The organism is Roseivivax sp. CAU 1753 (assembly GCF_054482575.1).
Window position 1 is genome coordinate 64,179 of sequence record NZ_JBTLRF010000009.1, and the last position, 22,440, is coordinate 86,618.

General features: G+C 68.5%; 20 protein-coding genes. 13 read left to right on the forward strand and 7 right to left on the reverse strand.

The features are described 5' to 3' along the window. The 5 genes from ACXYMN_RS16410 (at position 1) to ACXYMN_RS16430 (ending at position 4,402) form a co-directional block, all read left to right on the forward strand. Entirely contained in the window at positions 1–894 is an 894-nt protein-coding gene (locus tag ACXYMN_RS16410; RefSeq protein WP_459014740.1) for a CE1 family esterase, read from the forward strand. A gap of 16 nt (positions 895–910) precedes the next feature. Continuing rightward, entirely contained in the window at positions 911–1,807 is an 897-nt protein-coding gene (locus ACXYMN_RS16415; protein WP_459014741.1) for a class I SAM-dependent methyltransferase, read from the forward strand. Positions 1,808–1,838: 31 nt separating this feature from the next. Continuing rightward, positions 1,839–2,132, forward strand: a complete 294-nt coding sequence (locus ACXYMN_RS16420; protein ID WP_459014742.1) for an acyl carrier protein — start codon at positions 1,839–1,841, stop codon at positions 2,130–2,132. An 84-nt stretch (positions 2,133–2,216) separates the two neighbouring features. Continuing rightward, on the forward strand, positions 2,217–3,491 hold the full coding sequence (locus tag ACXYMN_RS16425; protein ID WP_459014743.1) for a sialidase family protein: 1,275 nt from the start codon (positions 2,217–2,219) through the stop codon (positions 3,489–3,491). Positions 3,492–3,553: 62 nt separating this feature from the next. Further along, positions 3,554–4,402 (forward strand): CE1 family esterase, encoded by an 849-nt coding sequence (locus ACXYMN_RS16430; RefSeq protein WP_459014744.1) that lies wholly within the window; start codon positions 3,554–3,556, stop codon positions 4,400–4,402. Between the two features lie 3 nt (positions 4,403–4,405). Here ACXYMN_RS16430 and ACXYMN_RS16435 read toward each other — a convergent pair whose 3' ends face one another. Beyond that, positions 4,406–8,257 carry an HlyD family secretion protein gene (locus tag ACXYMN_RS16435; RefSeq protein WP_459014745.1) on the reverse strand — a complete coding sequence of 1,284 codons (3,852 nt, stop codon included), beginning with the start codon at positions 8,255–8,257 and terminating at the stop codon, positions 4,406–4,408. Positions 8,258–8,493: 236 nt separating this feature from the next. On the opposite strand from ACXYMN_RS16435, the gene ACXYMN_RS16440 reads away from it, so the two are divergent. Continuing rightward, positions 8,494–9,882 (forward strand): FAD-binding oxidoreductase, encoded by a 1,389-nt coding sequence (locus tag ACXYMN_RS16440; RefSeq protein ID WP_459014746.1) that lies wholly within the window; start codon positions 8,494–8,496, stop codon positions 9,880–9,882. Between the two features lie 205 nt (positions 9,883–10,087). Here the strand turns inward: ACXYMN_RS16440 and kynU are convergent, their stop codons facing one another. Beyond that, complete coding sequence (kynU, locus tag ACXYMN_RS16445) at positions 10,088–11,284, reverse strand: kynureninase (RefSeq protein WP_459014820.1); 1,197 nt, start codon at positions 11,282–11,284, stop codon at positions 10,088–10,090. 5 nt (positions 11,285–11,289) lie between these two features. Further along, a complete protein-coding gene (locus ACXYMN_RS16450; protein ID WP_459014747.1) occupies positions 11,290–12,345 on the reverse strand; it encodes an aldose epimerase family protein in 1,056 nt (351 codons plus the stop codon). A 236-nt stretch (positions 12,346–12,581) separates the two neighbouring features. Here ACXYMN_RS16450 and ACXYMN_RS16455 point away from each other — a divergent pair, with 236 nt between their 5' ends. The 4 genes from ACXYMN_RS16455 (at position 12,582) to ACXYMN_RS16470 (ending at position 17,185) form a co-directional block, all read left to right on the forward strand. Continuing rightward, on the forward strand, positions 12,582–13,781 hold the full coding sequence (locus ACXYMN_RS16455) for an ABC transporter substrate-binding protein (RefSeq protein WP_459014748.1): 1,200 nt from the start codon (positions 12,582–12,584) through the stop codon (positions 13,779–13,781). Positions 13,782–13,885: 104 nt separating this feature from the next. Next, positions 13,886–15,724 carry an ABC transporter permease gene (locus ACXYMN_RS16460; protein WP_459014749.1) on the forward strand — a complete coding sequence of 613 codons (1,839 nt, stop codon included), beginning with the start codon at positions 13,886–13,888 and terminating at the stop codon, positions 15,722–15,724. Then, on the forward strand, positions 15,721–16,491 hold the full coding sequence (locus ACXYMN_RS16465; protein ID WP_459014750.1) for an ABC transporter ATP-binding protein: 771 nt from the start codon (positions 15,721–15,723) through the stop codon (positions 16,489–16,491). The genes ACXYMN_RS16460 and ACXYMN_RS16465 overlap by 4 nt, the downstream gene beginning before the upstream one ends. After that, positions 16,484–17,185 (forward strand): ABC transporter ATP-binding protein, encoded by a 702-nt coding sequence (locus ACXYMN_RS16470; RefSeq protein WP_459014751.1) that lies wholly within the window; start codon positions 16,484–16,486, stop codon positions 17,183–17,185. Before ACXYMN_RS16465 ends, ACXYMN_RS16470 begins: the two co-directional genes overlap by 8 nt. Before the next feature lie 149 nt (positions 17,186–17,334). On the opposite strand, the gene ACXYMN_RS16475 is transcribed toward ACXYMN_RS16470, so the two are convergent. The 4 genes from ACXYMN_RS16475 to ACXYMN_RS16490 all read right to left on the reverse strand — a co-directional run bounded on the left by ACXYMN_RS16475 (position 17,335) and on the right by ACXYMN_RS16490 (position 20,657). Continuing rightward, entirely contained in the window at positions 17,335–18,201 is an 867-nt protein-coding gene (locus ACXYMN_RS16475) for a substrate-binding domain-containing protein (protein WP_459014752.1), read from the reverse strand. 178 nt (positions 18,202–18,379) lie between these two features. Beyond that, positions 18,380–19,207 carry an ABC transporter substrate-binding protein gene (locus ACXYMN_RS16480; protein WP_459014753.1) on the reverse strand — a complete coding sequence of 276 codons (828 nt, stop codon included), beginning with the start codon at positions 19,205–19,207 and terminating at the stop codon, positions 18,380–18,382. A gap of 45 nt (positions 19,208–19,252) precedes the next feature. Next, positions 19,253–19,957: an ATP-binding cassette domain-containing protein gene (locus ACXYMN_RS16485; RefSeq protein WP_459014754.1), complete on the reverse strand. Its 705-nt coding sequence runs from the start codon at positions 19,955–19,957 to the stop codon at positions 19,253–19,255. Further along, the gene (locus tag ACXYMN_RS16490) at positions 19,950–20,657 is read right to left on the reverse strand and encodes an ABC transporter permease (RefSeq protein ID WP_459014755.1); all 708 of its coding nucleotides are present in this window, start codon (positions 20,655–20,657) and stop codon (positions 19,950–19,952) included. The genes ACXYMN_RS16485 and ACXYMN_RS16490 overlap by 8 nt, the downstream gene beginning before the upstream one ends. A gap of 134 nt (positions 20,658–20,791) precedes the next feature. On the opposite strand from ACXYMN_RS16490, the gene tsaA reads away from it, so the two are divergent. From tsaA to ACXYMN_RS16505, 3 genes are all read left to right on the forward strand, one after another. After that, the gene (tsaA, locus tag ACXYMN_RS16495) at positions 20,792–21,274 is read left to right on the forward strand and encodes a tRNA (N6-threonylcarbamoyladenosine(37)-N6)-methyltransferase TrmO (protein WP_459014756.1); all 483 of its coding nucleotides are present in this window, start codon (positions 20,792–20,794) and stop codon (positions 21,272–21,274) included. A gap of 111 nt (positions 21,275–21,385) precedes the next feature. Continuing rightward, complete coding sequence (locus tag ACXYMN_RS16500; protein ID WP_459014757.1) at positions 21,386–21,799, forward strand: lysozyme inhibitor LprI family protein; 414 nt, start codon at positions 21,386–21,388, stop codon at positions 21,797–21,799. A 72-nt stretch (positions 21,800–21,871) separates the two neighbouring features. After that, positions 21,872–22,183, forward strand: a complete 312-nt coding sequence (locus tag ACXYMN_RS16505; protein WP_459014758.1) for a hypothetical protein — start codon at positions 21,872–21,874, stop codon at positions 22,181–22,183. Positions 22,184–22,440: the final 257 nt, after the last annotated feature.

Here is a 22,440-nt window from a genome sequence, read left to right on the forward strand (position 1 = left end):
TTGGCCCGGCGCGGATCGTCCGGTGGCACCGGCACATCAGCCACGCCCAAGCCGCGCGCGGTGCGGATCAAGACGCGCTACGGCAAGCGCGACCTCTGCCTGCCGCCGCTGGCCCGTGTCGGCGCGCCCGCCGCATCGCTGATCCTCGGGTTTCATGGCGGCAACGGCACCGCGCGGGCCTTTGCCGAACGCTCGGGCCTTTGCGGCGCGATCCATTCCTTCGGCCACGACATCGCCTTTCCGCAGGCCCTCAAGCACTGGTCCGACGGCCGCCCGCCGCTGGAGCCGGGCTGGCCCGCCGACCGCAGCTTCGTCGAGGCGCTGCATGCCGCCAGCCGCGAGGCGCTGGGCCTCGACACAGTGCCGCTGGCGCTGATCGGGTCATCCAACGGCGCGATGTTCGCGCAGCGCTACGCCATCGAGGCGCGCGACAAGCCCGTGATCACCGTCGCCGTCGCCTCGGCCCTGCCCGAAGCTGTGGCGACCGGCGCGACCCTCGGTGCGCCGACGCCGGTGATGCTGATCCAGGGCGAGGCCGACCCGATCATCCCCTGGAAGGGCGGCGAGGTTCTCGATATCGGCGGCATGACCGTCAAGGGCCGCCTGCTGTCGGTCGATGACACCGTCGCCTTCTGGCAGCGACACAACCGCGTCTCCGGCGCGCCGCGCCAGCAACGGTTCCGCATCGGCGGCAAGTCCGCCAACGTGCATTACTGGGCCGGTGGTCCGGACGGCGCGGATGTCTGGCTTGTCATCATCGAGGGCGGCGGGCACCGTCTGCTCGATGGCGATCCCAGACCGTTTCTGCCAGGCACACTTGAAGAGTTCATTGCCCGCACGGTCCTGTGGTACGTGGACCCGGAACGGCTTAGCGCCGCAGTTGACGCAGAATAATCAGACGGAGATTCCCATGACGCCGGGCGACACCTCATACGAGACCTATGCCGAGGACGAGAATTACATCGCGGTCAACCGCGAGATGATCGCGGCCATCGACCTTGACGCGGTGACGCGCGTCGCCGATCTGGCCTGCGGCACCGGTCTGCTGTCGCGGCTGCTGATCGGTCGCAAGCCCGACCTTGCGATCTGCGGCATCGACCTTGACCCGGTGCAGGTGGATCTGGCCACGCGCGGCCTGACCGCCGACAACGTGCCCCTGCACGGCACACTCGACGCCTGGCGCGCCGCCGCCCGCGCGGGGCAGGGCGGGGCGCATCTGCGGGTGGCCTCGGCGATGGAACTGCCGCTTGATGACGCCGAGGTCGACCTCGTGGTGATCGGCAACGCGATCCACATGATGCCCGACCGCACCGCCTTTCTTGCCGAAGTGGCGCGGGTGCTGCGCCCCGGCGGCACCTTCGTGTTCAACTCGGTCTTCTACACCGGCACCTTCGTCGAGGGCACCGAGGCGGTGTTCACCGAGATGATGAAGGAAGCCGTGATCGCCATGAACGAGATCAACGCGGCGCGCCGCGCGGCGGGCGAAAAACCCGTGCCCCGCAAACGCGGGACTGTCGGGCGGGCCTTTCGCCAGACCGACTGGCTGACCCAGGACGGATGGTGCGACGCCGCGCGCGACGCGGGCTTCCGGATCGACGACGCGCATCAGACCGTGATGCCGATCACCGAAGACGGCCTCGCGGCGATCGGCGGCTATGGCGGTCTTGCCGAAGTCCTGATGAGCGGCTATCCGGTCGACATCGCCAGCCAATGCATGCAAGACGGGGTTCATCGGGCGTTCCGCAACCTGAATATCACCGAAGTGCCTCGGAACTGGTTGCAGGTCGCGGCCACGCGCCTGTCCTGACGACAAGAGACGCGCTACGACGGAGTACGGAATGAAAGACGATGCGACCGAAGCCCTGCAAAGCGCCGTGATCACGGTGTTGCAGGAAACCACCCAGGATTGGGACCTCGAGATCGAGGAAGAGATCGGCCCGGAGACGACCCTGATCGAAGAGCTGCAATTCGAATCGATTGACGTGGTGCAGTTCTGCGTCGCGCTCGAACAGAAGCTCGGCACCAAGGGCCTGCCCTTCGAGAAGTTGTTCATCCAGGACGGTGCTTACGTCGATGACGTAACCGTCGGGGATGTCGTGAATTTCCTGCAGGCCGAACACAAGCCTGCCTGAGACGACCTCCCAAGTTCGTTGACTTGGCGTCAACGTTAATAAAGAGTTAAGGTCTATTTAAGCTATTTTAAATGGACCTGCGTCATGAACGCGTCATCCAATGCGGCTTCGGCACCTGCGACCCATTTCTTCGATGTCTCGGGTGCCGCCGAAACCCTGATCTTCGCACCGCCCGATCTGGCGCCGGTGACGAAGCTCGGTGCGATTCCGACCACCAAGGGCATGTCCCCGAAGATGATCGTGTCGCGGATGCAGGACCATATCATCGAAACATCCGATGGCGATCTGCACCTGATGGTGAACATGGGGCTCGGGCAGGGCACCGTGATCATGACCAGCACCGATTCCGGTGTGACCTGGGAACGCTCCATGCTGATCGGCCAGCACGGCATCGGCAGCAGCGCCGATATCCGGATGGTCCTTGATGGCGACACGGCGGCGGTGGTCTTTTCGACCGACGCCGGTGAGATCGTGTTCTGGCGTCTCGAATACGACACCGAGGCCAATACCTGGACATCCCGGACCCAGCAGGTCGTCGCGAACGGGGTCGAATCCTCGGGCATCTCGCACCCGACCATCGCGGTGTCCGACCGTGGCCTCGTGCTGGTGGCCTATACCGAAACCACCGATGCCGGGCTCGAGATCAACTTCGCCTATTCCGACGACGGCGGCTACACCTGGACAAACACCCAGATCGACGTTCTCGACGCCGAAGCCGGCGCGGCCCGTGTGCTTGCGACCACCTCGGGCTTCGGGGTGCTTTATGCCACGTCCGACGGCATCTTTTGGGCCGGGTACACGCCCGCGACCTCAAGCTGGAGCTACGAAGAGGTCTACAGCGGCGGCGCGATCGGCAAATACGCCACCCATTTCAGCACCGTCGAGGTGGGCGATTCGACCTATGTGGCGGTCGTCGACCCCGATCTCACGCTGATCCTGCTCGAATATGACGCCCTTTCCCGAAGCTGGAGCGAGGCGCTGGTGTTCGAGGACAGCGCGGGATCGGTCAGTTCGGTACAGATCAGCGCCGAGGATGACGGACGCCTCTACCTGACCTATGACGATACCGAAACCGGCGAGCTTTACGTGCTGGAAAGCCTGGATCACGGCGACACCTGGGTCACCGTGGCCACGCTCGACGTGCCGTTCTTCTTCGATCCCGGCCCCGTCCGCTTCGAGGTGCCCGAGTATTTCGACGACGAGATGGTGATCGTCATGCAGGTGAACCTGGCGTTCACCGACAAGTTCTCGATGCTCTATTCCTGGTCGGTCGATCTGGCGGACCCGGCGTCCGAACAGGTTCTGGCCGAAGCCGAGCAGGCCGACGCGCCGTCGGAAATTCTTGATTATCTCCTGTGATCCGCCGACCATCGGGCCTTGCGTCGATTTTTGACACCAACGACAGAATGGAACCCGAATAAATGCGCAAATCCCTTTTGATCGCCTGCGGCCTTGTCGCAAGCCTGAGTGTTCTTGCCGCGTGTCGCGGCGACCGGGGCAGCAGTTCCGCCACAACCGCTCCGGCACCCACCTCCGTCGCCCAGGCATCCTACACCGGCGGCTCGCAGATGCTGTCGGCCAACGGGCGACAGATGCAGTTGCTGTCGGGCGGCGCGGGTCCGCGCAGCACGGTCATCATCCTGCACGGGGGCCTCAGCAGCGTTTCAAAGATGCAGGCCAAGGCGCCCATCGGCAGCGAACTGGCGGCGCGCGGGATCAACGCGGTTTACCTCTATGGCACGCCGCAGTTCCGTGTGGGCGACCGCGCAACCTGGAACGCCGGGTCCTGCTGCGGCTCCGCGATGGAACAGAACGTCGACGACATCGGCTATATCTCCGCCGCGATCTCGACCCTTGTGGCACAGGGCATCGCCGATCCGGGCCGCGTCTACCTTGCCGGGCATTCGAACGGTGGCATGATGTCCTATCGCTACGCCTGCACGCGGCCGGGCAGCATCACCGGCGTGATCGGCATGGCCGCCCCCTTCGTCGCCTCCAGCTGCCCCAGCGCCTCGGGCGTGCGCATCCTGCACATCCAGGGCCGGCGTGACGAAACGGTTCCGATCGCCGGCGGCGGCAAGGGCGACCGTCTGATGGGCTCGGGCTTCCCGTCGACCGAACAGACGCTGAGCATCCTGCGCAATGCCGGTGCCTCGGTCGAAGTGCTCTATCTCAATTCCGCCGAGCATCAGGTCGATACCATCAACACCTCTGCCCTGCGTGAACTGGGCCAGAGCCTTGGCGGCATCATCGGCAATTTCGTGAACTGACCGCTACGGGATCCAGGACCAGAACTCGATCTGGAAGAAGCGGCGGACCGACCTGAGATAGGCCTCCCAGACGCGCATTTCCGTCGCTTCGATCTTGGAATAGCCGGTGGTGCCCGAGCGCAGGAAATCGTCCGCGTTCTCGAACACCGCATCAACCCGAACAGTGCGCCCGTAGCCGGTATCCTCGGCGGCGGGCGCAATGCTTGAAACGGTGCCCTCGATGGTCTCGTCGGGGTAACCGCGCACCTTCATGCGCACGGTGGCCCCGGGCGCGACAAGGTTGATATCCGATTCGGGCACCGCGATGGCGGCGCTGACCTGATCGGTGCGCTCGATCTCGAGCAGGGTCTCACCGACCTTCAGGAAACTGCCCAACCGCAGGCTCAACTCGGGCGTGACCACGCGCCCGTCCATCGGCGCCTCGATGCGGGTGCGCTCGATCTCCGCCTCGCGGTAGGCCAGTTCCAGCGTCAGTTGCTCCACATCGGCGCGGGCGATGGCCAGCTCTTCCTCGGTGGCCCCGCTTTCGACCAGCGCCAGATTGGCCCTGGCGGTCGACAGCTGGCTTTGATCGGCCTCATAGGCGCTTTCGGCCTTTTCCAGTTCCGACGCGCTGATGGTGCCGCGCTTGACCAGTTCGCGGCTGCGCTCGACCTCGAGCGCCGAGAACCGGACCGCCGCCTCGGCGCTGGCCAGACGGGTGCGTGCGACCTCGATCTCCTCGGCCTTGGCCCCGGCTTCGAGCTTGGCCAGCGTGGCCTCGGCGGCGCTCAGCCGCGACCGGGTGACGTCGCGGGCGTTCAGCTGCTCCCAGTTGGACAGCCGCGCCAGCACGTCGCCTCGGGCCACCAGATCGCCGTCCCCGACATACATCTCGATGACCTCGCCGTCGGTGCGCGCCACCGCCTGCGCCCGCGCGGCGGGCAAGATCTCGACCTGGCCGCCCGCCTCGTAGTTGTAGGGCAGGAAGGCCACCGCCAGCAGCCCGGTCACCACCAGCGCCCAGATCACCTTGGCCACACCGCTGGCCGCGGAGGCCGCCCCCGGATCCGCCACCTGCTCAAGCGGATGCGCCTGCAATTCCGCCTGCGCCGGTGCGCCCGCCATCGCCATCGCCGCCCCGCCGCCCGCGCCACGGCCACCGCCGCCGCCCGCCAGCCCGGCCTGCCGAAAGCGCCGTCCGACCATCGCCCTGAGCCCCAGCAGCCAGACCACGAAGGACCCGACGAGCCCCAGGAAGATCACCACCCCGGTGCCCCCCAGATCCTGCTCCAGCCCTAGGAAGATATAGGTCGCGAGCGTCAGGACACCTGCCGCCGAGGCGATCACCACCGCCAGTCCGAACAGCAGGTACGGCCCGGTGCCGACCCCCTCCATCTGCGACGGCAGCGTGCCGCCGAAGAAGGTCCGCCGCAGGACCAGAAGCGTGCGCGGCAAAAGCTGTGGCTCGTTCACATAGATCGCGACCCAGCGCTGCCCTTCGGCGGGAAACAGCGGAAAGGCGCTGATCACGAACATGATCAGCCCGATATTGGCCGCCAGCAGGCTTGCCTGCGCGAGGTTGGTGCCGCTTTCGCGGGTGATGGACCACAGGATCGTGCCCGCCGCGAACACCCCGAGCCGCGCCAGCAGCGGCGCGCCATAGGCCCAGAGCTGCCCGCTCCGGTCCAGCCCGCGCACCGCCGACAGGTCGATATAGAAGCGTGGCAGCACCCCCAGCATCACCTTCAGCCCGATGCGCCTGACCCGACCGCCATGGGCGACGATCGCGACGCCCTGCGCCAGCCGCAGGATCAGGTTGACCGTGCCCGCCGCCACCAGCACCAGCCAGATGCGCGAGATTTGCGACAGGCTCGCCTGCAGGTCGCGCGACAGATCGGTCCAGTTCTGGATACAGATCATGCCCGCGACCAGAACCAGCGGCACCACCATCCAGAGGAAGTATTTCAGAGGGTAACCCGCGATATAAAGCGTTTTCAGAAGCGCCGTCGGGTTGAACAGCGGCAGCCGCGCGGGGCCGTCCTCGGGATCGGCCGGCGCCGCGGCTCTGCCGCCCGCCCGACCGCCACCGCCACCCGCACCGCCCATGGCCGCCGCCATGCCGCCACCGGCCATGCCACCGCCCATGCCGCCGCCACCCATGGCACCGGCCATGCCGCCACCACCCATGCCGCCACCCTGGCGCGCGGTCAGCAGCGCCCGCAACCGTTCGCCCTGGCCGCCCGCACCGGCGCCGCCAAAGCCACCGCCGCCGCCGCGCATGCCGCCGAACCCCGCAGCACCGCCGAAGCCAAGATCGTCCAGATCGTCGTCCAGACCCAGATCGTCGAACAACCCGTTCTCGTCGATCGGATCGGCCTTGGCGCGTTCGGGTCGGAAATTGGCGGTAATCACCTCGAAGGCATCGCCACTTCGGGGCGTGCGCCCGCCGCGCGCCGGTTGGTCCGGCACCGCAGCCGCGATCCGTGCCCTGTCGGACCGCCCCGCATCTGACCGCCCCGCATCTGCCCGGGCCGCATCTGACCGGGCCGACGCCGACCGATCCTGAGGCGGCTTCCGCGCGCTGGCGGCATCGACCCGGCGGCCCTGCGCGGCGGGGCGCGCCTCCTGATCCCGTGCGGGTTGCGCGGGTTGCGCGGCCTGTGCGGGGCCCGCCCGTCGTGTCGCCCTGCGCGACTGCCGCGCCGCCTCGCGCGCGGTTGCGGACTTTTCCGCCTTCTCGGCGATCCTCAGCGCCCTGTCGGTCACCGCCCGGGACGTCACCACAGGCTTGACCGTCGGCACCGGCTTGGGCGCGACCGCCGTCGGGGGCGTGGCACCCGGCTTCGATGCGGCATCCTTCGGCCCCGCCTTCGCCCCGCTGTCCGGCGCGGTTGCGAGGGACCTGGCGGTGTCATCCTGGGTCCGGACTTCGGCTTCGGGCGCGCCGTCGGGGACCGTCGTGGCGGGCGTATCGGTCTTGCCCGTGTCCTCTGGCTTGCCCGCGTCCCTTGGTGCGACGGTGTCCTCTGGCTTGCCCGTGTCCTCTGGCTTGCCCAAGTCCTCTGGTTTGCCCGCGTCCCTTGGCGTGTCGGTCTTGCCTGTCGTCTCCGGTGTCTCGACCGTGCCCTTGGTCCCCGACCCGCCCGCACCCTGCGGCGTCTCGGACGTCTGGTCGGGCTTGGCCGCTTGCACAGGCGCTTCGGTCTTCGGGGTCTTGGCCGTGTCGGTCTGGGTCTCGGCCTCGGCCCTGGCCCCGGTCGCGTCCGGCGTCCGGGTGCCGGATGGCGCGGCCTTTGGTTTCGACGCGTCCGCCACCGGGCCTTTCGCGTTCGGCGCGGGGGCCGCAGGCGACCCCTCCCTTTCCGGAGCGGCCACTTTCCGGGCCTTGCGCGCCGCGGTCTCTGCGGTGCCATCGGCAGCAGGGGAGGATCGCGTCTTCCGGTTCTGGGCCGCCGCCGCCTCTGCCGCGCGCATGCGGCGTTGCATCAGCGGGCGCGCGGGTCGCCCTCTTGTCGCGGCGGATGTGGTGGACGCGGTCTCGGCGACCGGCGGGGCGCTGTCGGCGCTGGCAAGAAACCCGCGGACATGCAACTGGCGGAAGAAGGTCAGAACCTGTTCGGGCTTCAGCGCCGACTGTCCCGCGTGCAACGTCCGCAGGTCGGCCCTGCCATCGGCGCGCAGCAACAACTCGCGTTCGGCCTGTGTCATGTCCAGCGACTTGCCGCTTTCCGGATCGCGCACCACATAGGCCGGGCCGGACCGCAGGCCCGTCGCAGCCGCGCGGTCCTCGATGACAAGCTCAGGACGCAGGCGCGGACGCGCATAGGCGGCACCTGCCCGCACCGTCTCGAATGGATCGCCCGCTTTGGACATGGATCGTTCCTCCGCGGCGTTTCCTGCGGTCGTCCGCCGCCTTTCCGCACCGCCAACCCGGGACGGACCCGCGCGCACCGCCAGACAGGCGCAAGGCCGTGCCCCGCCCCCGATATTTACGCATGGACGGCCCCATTCTCAAGCCGGGGCGGGTTTTCGGCGTGTCAAAAACGCAAGATTGTTGCATTGATTCCGCGCAAGCGGCAGCCTGAGGCCGCACAGGCAGGAGCAGACCCATGACAGACCAGTCCCGACCGCATGGCGCGGTGATCGCGGCGCTTGGCGCAGTGCTGGGGGATCGGCTTTCCACCGGGGCGTCGATCCGCGACCTGCACAGCCGCGACGAGGCCTATGCCACGCCGCATCTGCCCGACGCCGTGGCCTTCCCCGAAACCACCGCGGAAGTGTCGCAGATCATGGCGCTGTGCCATGCCCATCGCTGCCCGGTGGTGCCCTTCGGCATCGGCTCATCGCTGGAGGGCCACGTGATCCCGCTGCATGGCGGCATCTCGATTGACACCAGCCGGATGAACCGGGTGCTTGCGGTCCATGCGGACGATCTCGACGTCGTCGTGCAGCCCGGCGTGACCCGCAAGGCGCTGAACGAGGAGTTGCGCGCGACGGGGCTGATGTTCACCGTCGATCCCGGCGCCAATGCGACGCTGGGCGGCATGGCCGCGACGCGCGCCTCGGGCACCAACGCCGTGCGCTACGGCACCATGCGCGAGAACGTTCTGGCGCTCGAGGTGGTGCTGGCCGACGGGCGGGTGATCCGGACCGGCACGCGGGCGCGCAAATCCGCGGCGGGCTATGACCTGACGCATCTTTTCGTGGGCTCCGAAGGCACGCTCGGCATCATCACCGCGCTGACCCTGCGCCTCTTCGGCCAGCCCGAGAGGATCTCGGCGGCGACCTGCGCTTTCGGGGATATCGGCAGCGCCGTCGATACTGTCATCCTCGCGATCCAGTCGGGCCTGCCATTGGCCCGGATCGAGCTTCTGGACGAGGTTCAGATGCGCGGCATGGCGCTTTACAATCCCGATCTCGGCCTGCCCGAACAGCCGCATCTGTTCCTGGAATTTCACGGCACCGAGGCGGGCGTCGCCGAACAGGTGGCGGCGTTTCGCGACATTGCCGAAGACCACGGCGCGTCGCATTTCCGGTGGGCCACCCGGACCGAGGACCGCAGCCGCCTTTGGGAAGCGCGCCACAACGCCTATTACGCGGCCCAGGCCCTGCGGCAAGGCGCGCGGGGCCTCGTCACCGACAGCTGCGTGCCGATCTCGGCGCTGGCCGAGGCCATCGCCCGCAGCAAGCACGAGATCGCCGAGGCGGGTCTTGTCGCACCGCTGGTCGGGCATGTGGGCGACGGCAATTTCCACCTGTCGATCCTGATCGATCCGGACGTCCCCGCGGAAGTCGCCGCCGCCCGCGCGCTGGCCTCCAGGGTCAACCGCATCGCGCTGGATCTTGGCGGCACGGTCACCGGAGAGCATGGCGTCGGCACCGGCAAGATGGCCTATATGCGCGACGAACACGGCGATGCGCTGGACGTGATGGCCGACATCAAGCGCGCGCTCGATCCGCTGAACCTGATGAACCCCGGCAAGATCGTCGAGGTCTGAGGGGGAGGCCCCGAGGCGCGGAACGAGACCACTTGCAGCCGCCGCGCCTTGCGCCTGCCCGTCCGTCGCGCCATTGGTGCGCAGCTTGAATTGGCACGCCTTTGGAGTGGCGGGCTGGCGCTTTTGCGCCGCTGGCGCTTTGTTCATTCTTTGGGCCGACTTGGCCGGGACAAAGTGCTTCCGTTCCCAGGTCAGCCGCGCCCTTCTAGGTCACCCGTCCCCGCGTCTGGAACCGCGTCTCGCGCCAGACGCCGCTTTGCATGATCTCCTGCAGGATCTCTGCCGCGCCCACCACATCCGCTTCGCCGACATAAAGCGGTGTGAAGCCGAAGCGCAGGATGTCGGGGGCGCGGAAATCCCCGATCACGCCGCGCGCGATCAGCGCCTGCATGATGGCGTAGCCGTCGGGATGCGCGAAGGACACCTGCGAGCCGCGCGCTTCGGAGGCGCGCGGCGACGCCAGCGTCAGGTCCGGGCAGCGCGCCTCGACCTCGGCGATGAACCGCTCGGTCAGCGTCACCGACGCGGCCCGCAGCGCCTCCAGCGTGACCCCCTCCCAGACGTCCAGTGCCGCGTCGAGGATCGCAAGCTGCACGATGGGGGGCGTGCCCACCCGCATCCGTTCCACGCCGGGGGCAGGGCGGTAACGGCGCTCCATCGCGAAGGGTGCGTCATGGCCCAGCCAGCCCGACAGCACCGGGTCGATGCTGTCCGCGATATCGGGGCGCACGTAGATGAATGCCGGGGCACCCGGTCCGCCATTGAGGTATTTATAGCTGCACCCGACCGCAAATTCGCAGCCACAGCCCGCCACGTCGACCGGCAAGGCCCCCGCCGAATGCGCCAGATCCCAGATCATCACAGCGCCTGCCTCATGCGCCGCCTCGGTGATCGCGGCCACGTCATGCCGCCGCCCGGTGCGGTAGTCGACCTCGGTCAGCATGACCACGGCCACGGTATCGTCGATGGCACCGGCGACATCCTCGGGGGCGGGCGTGCGCACCTCGTGGCCGCGCGCCAGATGCCGCACCAGCCCGTCGGCCATATAGAGATCGGACGGGAAATTGCCCGCATCCGACAGGATCACCCGCCGGTCGGGCCGCATCTCGAGCGCCGCGGACAGCGCCTGAAAGACCTTGATCGACAGCGTGTCGCCCATGGTCACCGACCCCTCGGGCGCACCGATCAGCCCGGCCACCCGGTCGCCGACCCGCGCGGGCAGCGCCATCCAGTCGCGGCTGTTCCAGGCCCGGATCAACTCGTCGCCCCAGTCGCTCTCGATGACGCGCGCCGCGCGCGACGCGGCGCCTCGGGGCAGCACCCCCAGCGAATTGCCATCAAGGTAGATCACGCCCTCGGGCAGATGAAAGCGGTCCTTCACAGGCAGATCGGGCGCAGGCATTTCGGTCATGTGGTCTCCACGGTGATCTGGGTGTCTTGCCGGTAGCTGTCGCCGGGGCGCAGCACGACCTGATCCGCAAAGCCGCGGTTCGGCGCATCGACCCAGGCCTGCGGCTCGAGCGCCACCGCCATACCGGCGCGATAATGCCGCCCTTCCAGCCCGCCCGCAACATCGAGGTGCCGCCCGTCATAGACCTGCAGGCCCGGCTCGGTGGTGGCAAAGACCAGCCGACAATCGGGATGTTCGAGCCGCGCCACGTCGCGCAGCGGCCCCCGGTGCCGCGCCAGACACAGGTTGTGGTCGATCGGCTCGGCCAGCAGCTTGCCCGCGCGGTAGTCAAAGCGGGTGCCCGCCACCGGGGCCGGGTCGCCCAGCGGCACATTCGCGGCATCGACCGGCTGATAGCTGTCCGCCGCCACCTGCAGCCGCGTCTCCGGCCCGCGCGCGTAATAGGCGTGGCTGGCGAAGTTGCACAGGGTCTCCCGGTCGCTGGTGGCGGTGACGGTCAGGCGCAGCGCCGCCCCCGACACCCGGTATTCCGCCGTCACATCGAGGGTGCCGGGAAACCCCATATGCCCGTCCGGCAGGCGCAGCGAAAACCGCGCGCGGCTGGCATCCGCATGGTCGAGCGTCCACAGCTTGCGCCACGCCCCGTCCGACCCGCCATGCAGGGTCAGATCGCCCTCGTTGGCATCGAACCGGCACGACCGGGAACCGACCATGGCACGCGCACCCGCGATCCGGTTGGCGACCCTGCCGACAATCGGTCCGAAGAAATCGGTGTTTTCGAGGTAGCGCTCCGGGTCGGCATGGCCCAGCACCAGCGGGCGCGCGACGCCCGCATGCCGCAAGTCGACCAGCGCCGCCCCGGCATTGGTCACCGTCGCGGTCACACGCCCCGCCCCCGGACTGCCAGGCCTTGGCCCCTCCGTCTCTGACCCCTCCGACCCCGGCCCCTCCGACCCCGACCCCGGCCCCTCCGACCCCGACCCCGGCACCCCCGCGCCCAGCGTCACCTGCCACAGCGGGCCGTCCTTGGTGTCGCGGATATGCGTCTTCACCGCAACGCTCCGGGGCGGCCCCGTGTCCCGCGCTTCCGGGCCGCCACGCCCGCCCCGATCCGGCGCCCTCGCCCCTGTGTCATGCCTTTTCCTCCGTTGCCCGACACCCCAACCAAGCAGTCCCGCCACCGCTTGGAAAGGGCGTGTTGCGGGTTTTGCGCCCGAAAGGGCTTACATTCGCAGCCCCGCCTCGCGTAAAGACGGGCGCGACAGGGACTTTCACAAGGAGCGGCCCGATGATCCGCAGAACCTTCCTCACCCTCACCGCGGGCCTCGCGCTGCTAGCCATGCCCGCGACCGCGCAGGACGCAGAGCCGATCCGCATCGGCGAAATCAACCATTTCAAGCGCATGGCCGCCTTCGCCGAACCCTACCGCAAGGGCTACGAGATGGCCGTCGACGAAGTCAACGCGGCAGGCGGCATCGACGGTCGCCCGATCGAGGTGATCTTCCGCGACGATCAGGGCGAACCGGGCGAGGCCGTCCGCATCGCCGAGGAACTGATGACCCGCGAAGGCGCGGTGATGCTGACCGGTGCGATCCTGTCCAACGTCGGCCTCGCCATCTCGTCGGTGGCAGCGCAGAAGCAATGGGTCTACCTCGCCTCCGAACCGCTGGCCGACGGGCTGGTCTGGGAACAGGGCAACGACTGGACCTTCCGGCTGCGCGCCTCGACCTACATGCAGGCCGCCATGCTGGCCGAAGAAGCCGCCAAGACCGACGCGGTCCGCTATGCCACCATCGCCCCCAACTACGCCTACGGCAAGGATGCGGTCGCGGCTTTCAAGGACGCGCTGAGCGCGCTGAAGCCCGAGGTCGAGTTTGTCGCCGAGCAATGGCCGCAGCTCTTTCAGATCGACGCCGGGGCCGAGGTGCAGGCGCTGGAGCGGGCCAAGCCCGACGCGATCTTCAACGTCACCTTCGGGCCGGACCTGGCCAAGCTGGTGCGCCAGGGCGGCGACCGGGGCCTCTTTGACGGGCGCGCGGTGTTTGGCCTTCTGTCGGGCGAGCCGGAATACCTCGAACCGCTGGCCGACGAAGCCCCCGAGGGCTGGGTCGTCACCGGCTATCCCTGGTATGCCTTCGAGGGCGACGCCAATGCCGCTTTTGTCGCCGATTACACCGCGCGCTTCGACGAGAGCCCGAAGAACGGCAGCCTGGTGGGCTACATGACCGGCCTTTCGGTGGCCGCCGCCCTGCGCGAGGCGGGCACCACCGACAGCCACGCCATCCGTGCCGCCTTCGAGGGGCTCGAGGTGACCGGACCCATCGGCAAGATCACCTATCGCCAGATCGACAACCAGTCGACCATGGGGGCCTTCGTGGGCACCCTCGCGCGGCAGGACGGCGCGGGCGTCATGGTGGACTGGGGCTATCGCAACGGGGCCGACTACCTGCCCTCGGATGACGACGTGCGCGCGCGGCGCGGTCAGTGACACCCGGGTCGTGTGATCGGGGCGCATAACCCGGGCGCATGACCGGGCCACCGGGGCGGGCCAGACGCGCCGCCCCCCCGAGCCTGCGAAAGGACGCGACGGCGATGGGCTTTTTCCTTGCGCAGATCCTGACCGGGCTGGCCAATGCCGGAGCGCTCTTCATGGTCGCCTCGGGCCTGTCTCTGATCTTTGGCGTCACCCGCATCGTGAATTTCGCGCATGGGTCCTTCTACATGCTGGGGGCCTATATCGGCTACACGCTGATGCAGGTGCTGCCCGGGTCCGTCGGCTTCTGGGGCGCGATGCTGCTGGCCGGTGTCGCGGTGGGCGTGATCGGCGCGCTGGTCGAGATGGTGATCCTGCGTCGGGTCTATGCCGCGCCCGAACTCTTTCAGCTGGTCGCGACCTTCGGCGTCATCCTGATCGTTCAGGACCTGGCGCTGATGATCTGGGGGCCCGAGGACCTGCTCGGCCCGCGCGCGCCGGGCCTGCGCGGCGTGGTGCGCATTCTGGGCGAGCCGGTGCCGAAATACGACCTCGCCCTGATCGCGATCACGCCCCTGGTGGCGCTTGGCCTCTGGGCGCTGATCACCCGGACGCGGTTCGGCATCCTGGTGCGCGCCGCCACCCAGGACCGCGAAATGGTCGGCGCGCTCGGCGTCAACCAGCGCTGGCTCTTCACCGGCACCTTTGCGCTGGGCTGCGCGCTGGCAGGCCTTGGCGGCGCGCTGCAACTGCCGCAGGGCGGGGCCGACCTGCTCATGGACTTCACCATCCTGACCTCGGTCTTCGTGGTGGTGGTGATCGGCGGCATGGGGTCGCTGCCGGGGGCGTATCTGGCGGCAGTGCTGATCTCGGTGCTGGGTGTCTTCGGCGTCGCCTACCTGCCACAAACCACGCTGGCGCTGACCTTCGTGGTCATGGTGGCGGTTCTGATGTGGCGGCCTTTCGGGCTTCTGGGGCGTGCCGAGGTGGCCGGCGAGGCAGGCCAGCCGGGCCTGCCCGACGACCCGATCCGGCCCGCGGGCCGACGCGTGCGCGCAGGTGTCGCCCTGGCGCTGGCGGCGCTCGGCGCGCTGCCGCTATACGGGTCGGACTTCCTGCTGGTGCTGGCCACCGACATTCTGATCCTGTGCCTCTTCGCCGCCTCGCTGCATTTCCTGCTGGGGCAGGCGGGGCTGGTCAGCTTTGGCCACGCGGCCTTCTATGGCGGCGGCGCCTACGCGGCGGCCCTTCTGGTGCGCCAAGCCGGGGCACCGATGGAACTGGCCCTGCTCCTCGCCCCTCTGATCGCGGGGCTCCTCGCGATTGCCATAGGCTGGGTGTCGCTGCGGGCCACAGGGGTCTATTTCGCCATGCTGACGCTGGCTTTCGCGCAACTCCTGTGGTCGCTGGTCTGGCAATGGGCCGACGTTACCGGAGGCTCGGACGGGCTGGTCGGCATCTGGCCCGCGCCCTGGGCCGAAGGCAACACCGCCTTCTACCTCTTGACCTTCACCCTCGCCGTCTCGGGGATCCTGGCGCTGCGCCACATCGCCCACGCGCCCTTCGGATATGCCCTGCGCGCCGCCCGCGACAATCCCCGCCGCGCCGCCGCCACCGGCCTCGACGTACGGCGTCTGCAATGGGCGGCCTTCGCGCTGGCGGGTGCGATGGCGGGGCTTGCGGGCGGTCTGTTTGTTTTTGCCAAGGGCTCGGTCTTTCCCAACGAGCTTGAGATCGCCCGCTCTTTCGACGCCCTGATCGTGGTCTTCCTCGGCGGCGTCAAGACGCTGTCCGGCGGTTGGGTCGGCGGCGCGGTCTTCGAGGCGGGCACCGACTGGCTGACCCGGTTCGAATACTGGCGACTGGCCCTCGGCCTGACCATCCTCTTCATCGTCACGCTGGCCCCCGAGGGCATCGTCGGATCGCTCCGCCGCTTGTGGCAAAGGGGCCGCCAATGACCCCGCTTCTTGCCGTCGACCACCTGTCGCGCCACTACGGCGCGCTGCACGCCGTCGACGATGTCAGCTTCACCCTCGCGGCCGGCGACATCCGCGCCCTGATCGGGCCGAACGGCGCGGGCAAGTCGACCCTGTTCAAGATGCTCATGGGCGAGATCCGCCCGACCTCGGGCCGCGTCCTGTTCGAAGACCGCTGGATCACCGGGCTGACCCCGCCGCGGATCTTCCGCCGCGGCGTCGGGCGCACCTTCCAGATCACCGGCACCTGGCCGTCGATGACCGTGCTCGAGAACGTGCAGACCGCACTCCTGTCGCACCAGCGCCGCAGCTTCTCGCTGATCCCCTATGCCCGGCGGCTCGAGGTCGAGGCCGCCCGCGCGCTGCTCGAGACCGTGGGCATGGCCGAACAGGCCGACCGCCCCGCCGACATCCTGGCCTACGGCGACCTCAAGCGGCTGGAACTGGCCATCGCGCTGTCGCATGATCCGAAACTGCTCTTGATGGACGAACCGACCGCCGGCATGGCCGCGACCGAACGCGCCGAGCTGATGACCACGGTCACCGACATCGCCCGCGACCGCGGCATGACCATCCTGTTCACCGAACATGACATGGATGTGGTCTTCGCCCATGCCGAGGCGGTGATGGTCCTCGATCGCGGCCGCCTGATCGCCGAAGGTCCGCCCGATGCGGTGCGCGCCGATCCGCGCGTGCAACAGGTCTATCTCGGGGCCGGGCTCGACGAGGAGGCGCTGCGCGATGCTTGAGGTGCGCGACATCGACGTCTTCTACGGCAAGGCGCAGGTGCTGGCCGGGCTTTCGCTGTCGGTGGCGCGCGGCGAGGTGGTGGCGCTGCTGGGCCGCAACGGCGCGGGCAAGACCACGACGCTCAAGGCGATCATGCAGATGCTGCCGGTGGCACGCGGACAAGTGCGGCTCGGCGGAACCGACATCACCGGCCTGGCGCCGTTTCGCGTGGCGCGCGAAGGCCTGGGTTATGTCCCCGAGGAACGCCGCATCTTCACCCAGCTCACGGTCCGCGAAAACCTGGAAGTCGGTCGCCAGCCGCCACGCGACGGCGCCCCCGCCTGGACCGAAGACGCGCTGTTTGCACTCTTCCCCAACCTCGCCGAACGGGCCGAGGCACAGGGCCGCGCACTGTCGGGCGGCGAACAGCAAATGCTGACCATCGCCCGCACGCTGATGGGCAACCCCGCGTGCCTGCTGCTCGACGAGCCCTCCGAAGGCATCGCCCCGGTCATCGTGACCGAAATGGCCCGCGCCATCCGCCGCCTGAAGCGCCAGGGGCTGACCATCCTGCTGTCCGAACAGACGCTGCCCTTCGCCCGCGCCGTGGCCGACCGGGTGGCGATCATCGATCATGGCCGCGTGGTCTTTGCCGGCAGCTTAGACGCCCTTGACGCCGCGCCCGCCATCCGCGCCGACCACCTCGCTGTCTGATCCGGTGTCGCGCGCGCGGCGCCGGCGCAAATGCGTATTTTTAAAATGGAAAGACAGCAGGCGGAGGCGCTGCCTGCCCTTTCCATTTTCCAAATACGCGTCACTGGCCGTGCCACCGGTTCCGCGCTGCGGGGTTTCGCGCGACGGCATCAGGCGTTCCAGCGCACCTGTCCGGCGTCGCGAAGGTCATAACCCGCGATCTGCGCCGCATGGGCGCGAAACGCGGCACCGCGCAGGAACGCCAGCAGCGCCTGCAAGGGGGGCTCGAAGGCCGCGCGCCGGTCGAGCAGCAGATCGAATCGCTCTTCGGTGACCGGGCGGAACGCCAGCCCATGCGACCGGGCCAGCGCCGCCAGTCCGAAGGTCACGTCCGCGCCGCCCTGGCGGACCGCGAAGGCGGCGTCTTCCTCGCTATGGGCGATGTCGGTCAGCGTCAGGTCGGCCCTCGACAGGCCCGCCGCCGCGAGTTCCCGCGAAAACAGCCGCGCGCTTCCGGTTGCCTCGGGCCGGGGGGCGACGCGCAGGCCGGGAAGCCGGTCGAAGCCGGTCACCCGGTCGGCCAGCTCGGGGCGCATCAGAAGTCCGCGCTGGCGGCGGGCAAAGGCCAGCAGCACCGCGTCGCATCCGGATGCCTCGGCGGTGACATCGGCGATGTTCCAGTCGCCGTCCGGTCCGATCAGATGCAGTCCGGCGGCGATGCCTTCCCCGGCCACGAACCGTTTCAGCCCATCCTGCGAGCCGTCGAAATAGGTGGCGAGCCCGGCCCGCGACTGCCGCAGCGCCCAGTCGAGCAGCGGGTCGTGACTGCCCAGCACCACGTCGGGCCGGGTCGGGCGCAAGGCATCCGGCCCCGACTGCCCGCTGGCGATCCATGCGCGGATGTCGGCCTCGGGAAACAGCAGCTTGCCGGTCACCTTGGCGCAGGGCACGGCACCGGACGCGGCGAGGTCATAGACCTTGCGTTCCTTGATCCGCAGCAGCGCGGCCAGTTCTTTGACGGTCAGAAACTCGGGCATGTGGCAGGGTTCCTTGCGGCCCCGCGATCATGCGTGTGCGGCCCCGAGGGCGCAAGGTGGCGCCGGGCGGCCCTGAACCGCTCGCGCGCATGGCGCTTGCGAACGGCACTGAAAACCCCCCTCCCGCGAACGGAAGGGGGGCACTCGTGACCAATACACTGGTTAACGGACTGACGCGTCAATCAACTGCATTGGGAAAGAACAATTGCTCTCCGTCAATACCGTAAGCGGCGATGGCGGTCTGGCCCGGTGCCGAGAGAACCCAGTCGATGAAGGCCTGACCGGCCTCGGACTTGACCTCGGGACAGTGATCCGGGGCCACGAGGATGATGCCGTACTGGTTGAACAGGTCCGCATCGCCCTCGACGAGAACCTTGAAATCCCCCTTGTTCGCAAAGCTGATCCACGTGGCGCGGTCGGTCATCGCGTAGGCGCCCATGCCCAGCGCCGCGTTCAGCGTCGCGCCCATGCCGGACCCGGTCTCGCGGTACCAGGTGCCCGATGCTTCCGTTAGGTCAACTTGCGTGCCGGACCACAGGCTTCGCTCTTTCTTGTGGGTGCCCGAATCGTCTCCGCGCGATGCAAAGAGGGATTCGGTCGCCGCGATTCGCGCCAGTGCGGCCTTCGCGTCGGTCAGTCCCGAGACCCCCGCGGGGTCCTCGGGCGGGCCGACGATGACAAAATCGTTGTACATGACGTCGTGCCGGGAAACGCCGTAGCCGGCCGCGACGAAGGCCTCCTCGGCGGCTTTTGCGTGCACGAACAGCACGTCGGCGTCGCAGTTCTGCGCGTTGCGAATGGCCTGACCGGTGCCGACGGCGACCACGTTCACGTCGATCCCGTGCTCGGCGGTGAATTGCGGCAGCAGATGGTCGTAGAGCCCGGAATTGGCGGTCGAGGTGGTGGATTGCACCAGGATCGCGGTGCTGTCGGCCAGGGCGGTCCCGGCCAGGGCGGTGCCGGCGCAGGCGGTCAGGACAAGCGGGAACAGGCGAAAGGCGGTCATCGGGGTCTCACTTTGGTGTCGTTGCGGAAAACGGGGGGCGGGGCCTCAGGGGATCAGGCGACCGGCAAGGAAATCCCGCGCGATGCGGGTGTCCGGGGTGGACAGGATCGGGATGGCGGGGCCCTGCTCGGCGACGCGCCCATGCGCGAGATAGACTGCGTGATCGGCCAGTCGGCGGGCCTGGGCGATGTCATGCGTCACCATCAGGATCGTCGTGCCCCGGGCGGCGACGTCGCGCAGGATGTCCTCGATCATCAGCGCCGAGGCCGGGTCGAGGTTGGCCGTCGGCTCGTCGAGCAGCAGCATCTCGGGGTCGGTCGCCAGCGCACGGGCCAGCGCCAGGCGCTGTTGTTCCCCGCCCGACAGACGCCGCGCGGGTTGCCCCGCATGGGCCAGAAGCCCGACCCGCGCGAGCAGGCCGTCGCGCCGCGCCGGGTCCCGTCCGAGAACGAAATCGATGTTCGCCGCCACCGACCGGCGCAGCAGCACCGGCTTCTGGAACACCAGCGCCTGTCGCGGCACGCGGTCGCCGCCCCAGCGCATCCTGCCTTCGGTGGCAATCAGCCCGTGAATGGCGCGCAGCAGCACGCTCTTGCCCGCGCCGTTCGGCCCCATGATCATGGTGATGCCCTGCGCCTGCACCGTCATCGCGACGCCGTCCAGCAGCCGCCGATCGCCGCGGCTGACGACCAGTCCGTCCAGCCTCAGGCGCGGTTCCATTGCGATGTCCCTCGGGTCGAGATCACGCATGGGCCAGGCGTCCCTCGGTTGTCCGCACGCTGTGCACCGCGGCGTTCACGCCCAGCGCCAGCGCCATAAGGATCATGCCCAAAGCCAGCGCCAGCGCCAGGTCCCCCTTCGACGTCTCGAGCGCGATCGCCGTCGTCATGACCCGCGTCAGATGGTCGATATTGCCGCCCACGACGATCACCGCGCCGACCTCGGCGATGGCCCGCCCGAACCCCGCAAGCCCGACGGTCAGCAGCGCGAATCGCCCGTCCCACAGCAGCGCCCGCACCACCGCCACCGGCCCCAGCCTGAGCGACCGGAACTGTTCGTCATATTCCAGGTGCAGCGCCTCGAGAACCTGCCGCGACAGCGCGGCGACGATGGGCGTGATCAGGATCGTTTGCGCGATGATCATCGCCGCGGGCGTGTAGAGCAGCCCCAGAACTCCCAGCGGCCCCGACCGGCTGAGCATCAGATAGACCAGCAGGCCGACCACCACCGGCGGCAGGCCCATCAGCGCGTTGACCAGCACGATGACCGCGCCGCGCCCGACAAAGCGCCGCGTCGCCAGAAGCGCGCCCAGCGGCAGCCCGATCAGGCAGGCGACGGCGGTGGCGGTCAGGCTCACCCGAAGTGACAGCAGGACGATTTGCCACAGGTCCGCATCGCCTGACAGGACCAGCGAGATCGCGACTCTCAGCGCCTCTGCCATGTCGTTCATATGCGCAAACCTGCAAAATTTCCGAAACCCAGCAAATTTTCCGCCACCGCGCGCGGGTTTGCAAGTCTCTTTTGCGTGCGTCCCCCGCCGACCCGCGCTAGCCTTGCTGCACCCCCGCCAGAAGGAGCCGCCCGATGGACCCCACACAGGACCTCCGCCCCGGCGAGATCGCGCTTGATCTGCCGCCCGCCGACGACGCCGCGCTGCGCTTCATCGGACGGTGCCGCACGCCCTATGCCACCCGTGCCGATTGTCCGCGCCAGGGCCGGTTCGACGGGCCGCCCTGCCAGCTTGTGCTCGATCCCGAATGGGCCGCGGCGCTGGACGGCATCGACCGCTTTTCAGAGCTCGACGTGCTCTATTGGCTTGACCGGTCGCGCCGCGACCTGGTGACCCAGACGCCGCGCTCGGACGGCGATCTGCGCGGCACCTTCGCCCTGCGGTCGCCGGTGCGCCCGAACCCGATCGGCCTGTCGCGCGTGCTGCTCGAAGGGCGCGAGGGCGCGGTGCTGCACATTCGCGGGCTCGATTGCATCGACGGCACGCCGCTTCTCGACATCAAGCCGCAGCGCTGCGGCTACACCCCGATTGCGCCTGAAAAGGCGGCAGACGGCTGATCTCTGCTCACATCGGCGGCAGATTGATCCTGATCAACGTATGCGTGCATTTTCCACCTTACACCTCGGGCGAAACCCGGTATTCACCCCTGAAGGAGGCTCAGGCCAGTCATGTTGTCGCGATTCGCTCTCTGGGCCTGTGCCTGTGTCGGCATGCCGGTTCTGTCGGCCATGCCGGCCGCCGCCCAGACGCCGAATTGCGCCGATCCGACCACCCAGGTCGAGATGACGGGCTGTGCCGGGCTGGAATACGAGCGCGCCGACGCCGAGTTGAACCGGGTCTGGCGCATGGCGGTTGCAACCGTGCGGCGCTGGGACAAGACCATCGGCCCTGCGGACGTACCGGCAGAAGACATTCTGCGCGACGCCCAGCGGGCCTGGATCCCGTTTCGGGATCAGGCTTGCGAAGCCGAAAGCCTCGCCGTACGTGGTGGCTCGATGCAAAGTCAGGTGTTTCTGATGTGCCTGACGCGACTGACGACCCGTCGAACCGAAGATCTGGCATCTTTCGGCTTTGGTGGCTAACGCGCGTGGCTGCAGCCGCAGTCGTGCTTGATCGGGGGGGGAAGACCCCGAAACTGGTCAGAGGAGGGAACGATGACCTATATGAACCCATTGGCTGCCACACAGATCTGGATGGCCTGGACCAACGCGTTCTGGATGCAGCAGCTCAAGATGGCGCAGATCATGTCGGAAGCCGCGCAGCAGAACGGCAAGTCGGTGTTCGGCATCGATCTGCCGACCGTTGTCGCCGACGACTCGCTGACCGCCGCACAGCCGCGAAAGCGCCCGATCTCGCCGCGGGTGATGCGCACGATCGCCGAAGCCGATAAGTCCCGCAAAGCCGCGCGCAAGCCCTCGGCCCTGCCCGAGATGCCGCCGCGCCGGACCCACGCCACGCCGGTCTGACCGTTCGGGCGCTCTGAACACTGCCTGCCCGCGCGCTGATCCCGGCGCGGGCAGGAACCGCCGCTTTGCATCCAACCGCCGCGACACCGGCGCGATGCCTGCGCGACGAACGGGGGCATGGACATGCTGCCCCGGCGGCGTCAGCCCGACCCGGCCAGCGCCGGGGCCGTCACGAGGGCGACCATCCTTGCGACACCGTCACGCCGCACCATCGCGCGATGGTCGAAACTCCCGATCACCCTGCCGCTCCCGATCAC

What these genes read in the sequence shown, in the direction of transcription:
- ACXYMN_RS16415 (WP_459014741.1), top strand. Translation starts at nt 911, where the DNA reads ATGACGCCGGGCGACACCTCATACGAGACCTATGCCGAGGACGAGAAT.
- ACXYMN_RS16420 (WP_459014742.1), top strand. Translation starts at nt 1,839, where the DNA reads ATGAAAGACGATGCGACCGAAGCCCTGCAAAGCGCCGTGATCACGGTG.
- ACXYMN_RS16425 (WP_459014743.1), top strand. Translation starts at nt 2,217, where the DNA reads ATGAACGCGTCATCCAATGCGGCTTCGGCACCTGCGACCCATTTCTTC.
- ACXYMN_RS16430 (WP_459014744.1), top strand. Translation starts at nt 3,554, where the DNA reads ATGCGCAAATCCCTTTTGATCGCCTGCGGCCTTGTCGCAAGCCTGAGT.
- ACXYMN_RS16435 (WP_459014745.1), bottom strand. Translation starts at nt 8,257, where the DNA reads ATGTCCAAAGCGGGCGATCCATTCGAGACGGTGCGGGCAGGTGCCGCC.
- ACXYMN_RS16440 (WP_459014746.1), top strand. Translation starts at nt 8,494, where the DNA reads ATGACAGACCAGTCCCGACCGCATGGCGCGGTGATCGCGGCGCTTGGC.
- kynU (WP_459014820.1), bottom strand. Translation starts at nt 11,284, where the DNA reads ATGCCTGCGCCCGATCTGCCTGTGAAGGACCGCTTTCATCTGCCCGAG.
- ACXYMN_RS16455 (WP_459014748.1), top strand. Translation starts at nt 12,582, where the DNA reads ATGATCCGCAGAACCTTCCTCACCCTCACCGCGGGCCTCGCGCTGCTA.
- ACXYMN_RS16460 (WP_459014749.1), top strand. Translation starts at nt 13,886, where the DNA reads ATGGGCTTTTTCCTTGCGCAGATCCTGACCGGGCTGGCCAATGCCGGA.
- ACXYMN_RS16465 (WP_459014750.1), top strand. Translation starts at nt 15,721, where the DNA reads ATGACCCCGCTTCTTGCCGTCGACCACCTGTCGCGCCACTACGGCGCG.
- ACXYMN_RS16470 (WP_459014751.1), top strand. Translation starts at nt 16,484, where the DNA reads ATGCTTGAGGTGCGCGACATCGACGTCTTCTACGGCAAGGCGCAGGTG.
- ACXYMN_RS16475 (WP_459014752.1), bottom strand. Translation starts at nt 18,201, where the DNA reads ATGCCCGAGTTTCTGACCGTCAAAGAACTGGCCGCGCTGCTGCGGATC.
- ACXYMN_RS16480 (WP_459014753.1), bottom strand. Translation starts at nt 19,207, where the DNA reads ATGACCGCCTTTCGCCTGTTCCCGCTTGTCCTGACCGCCTGCGCCGGC.
- ACXYMN_RS16485 (WP_459014754.1), bottom strand. Translation starts at nt 19,957, where the DNA reads ATGCGTGATCTCGACCCGAGGGACATCGCAATGGAACCGCGCCTGAGG.
- ACXYMN_RS16490 (WP_459014755.1), bottom strand. Translation starts at nt 20,657, where the DNA reads ATGAACGACATGGCAGAGGCGCTGAGAGTCGCGATCTCGCTGGTCCTG.
- tsaA (WP_459014756.1), top strand. Translation starts at nt 20,792, where the DNA reads ATGGACCCCACACAGGACCTCCGCCCCGGCGAGATCGCGCTTGATCTG.
- ACXYMN_RS16500 (WP_459014757.1), top strand. Translation starts at nt 21,386, where the DNA reads ATGTTGTCGCGATTCGCTCTCTGGGCCTGTGCCTGTGTCGGCATGCCG.
- ACXYMN_RS16505 (WP_459014758.1), top strand. Translation starts at nt 21,872, where the DNA reads ATGACCTATATGAACCCATTGGCTGCCACACAGATCTGGATGGCCTGG.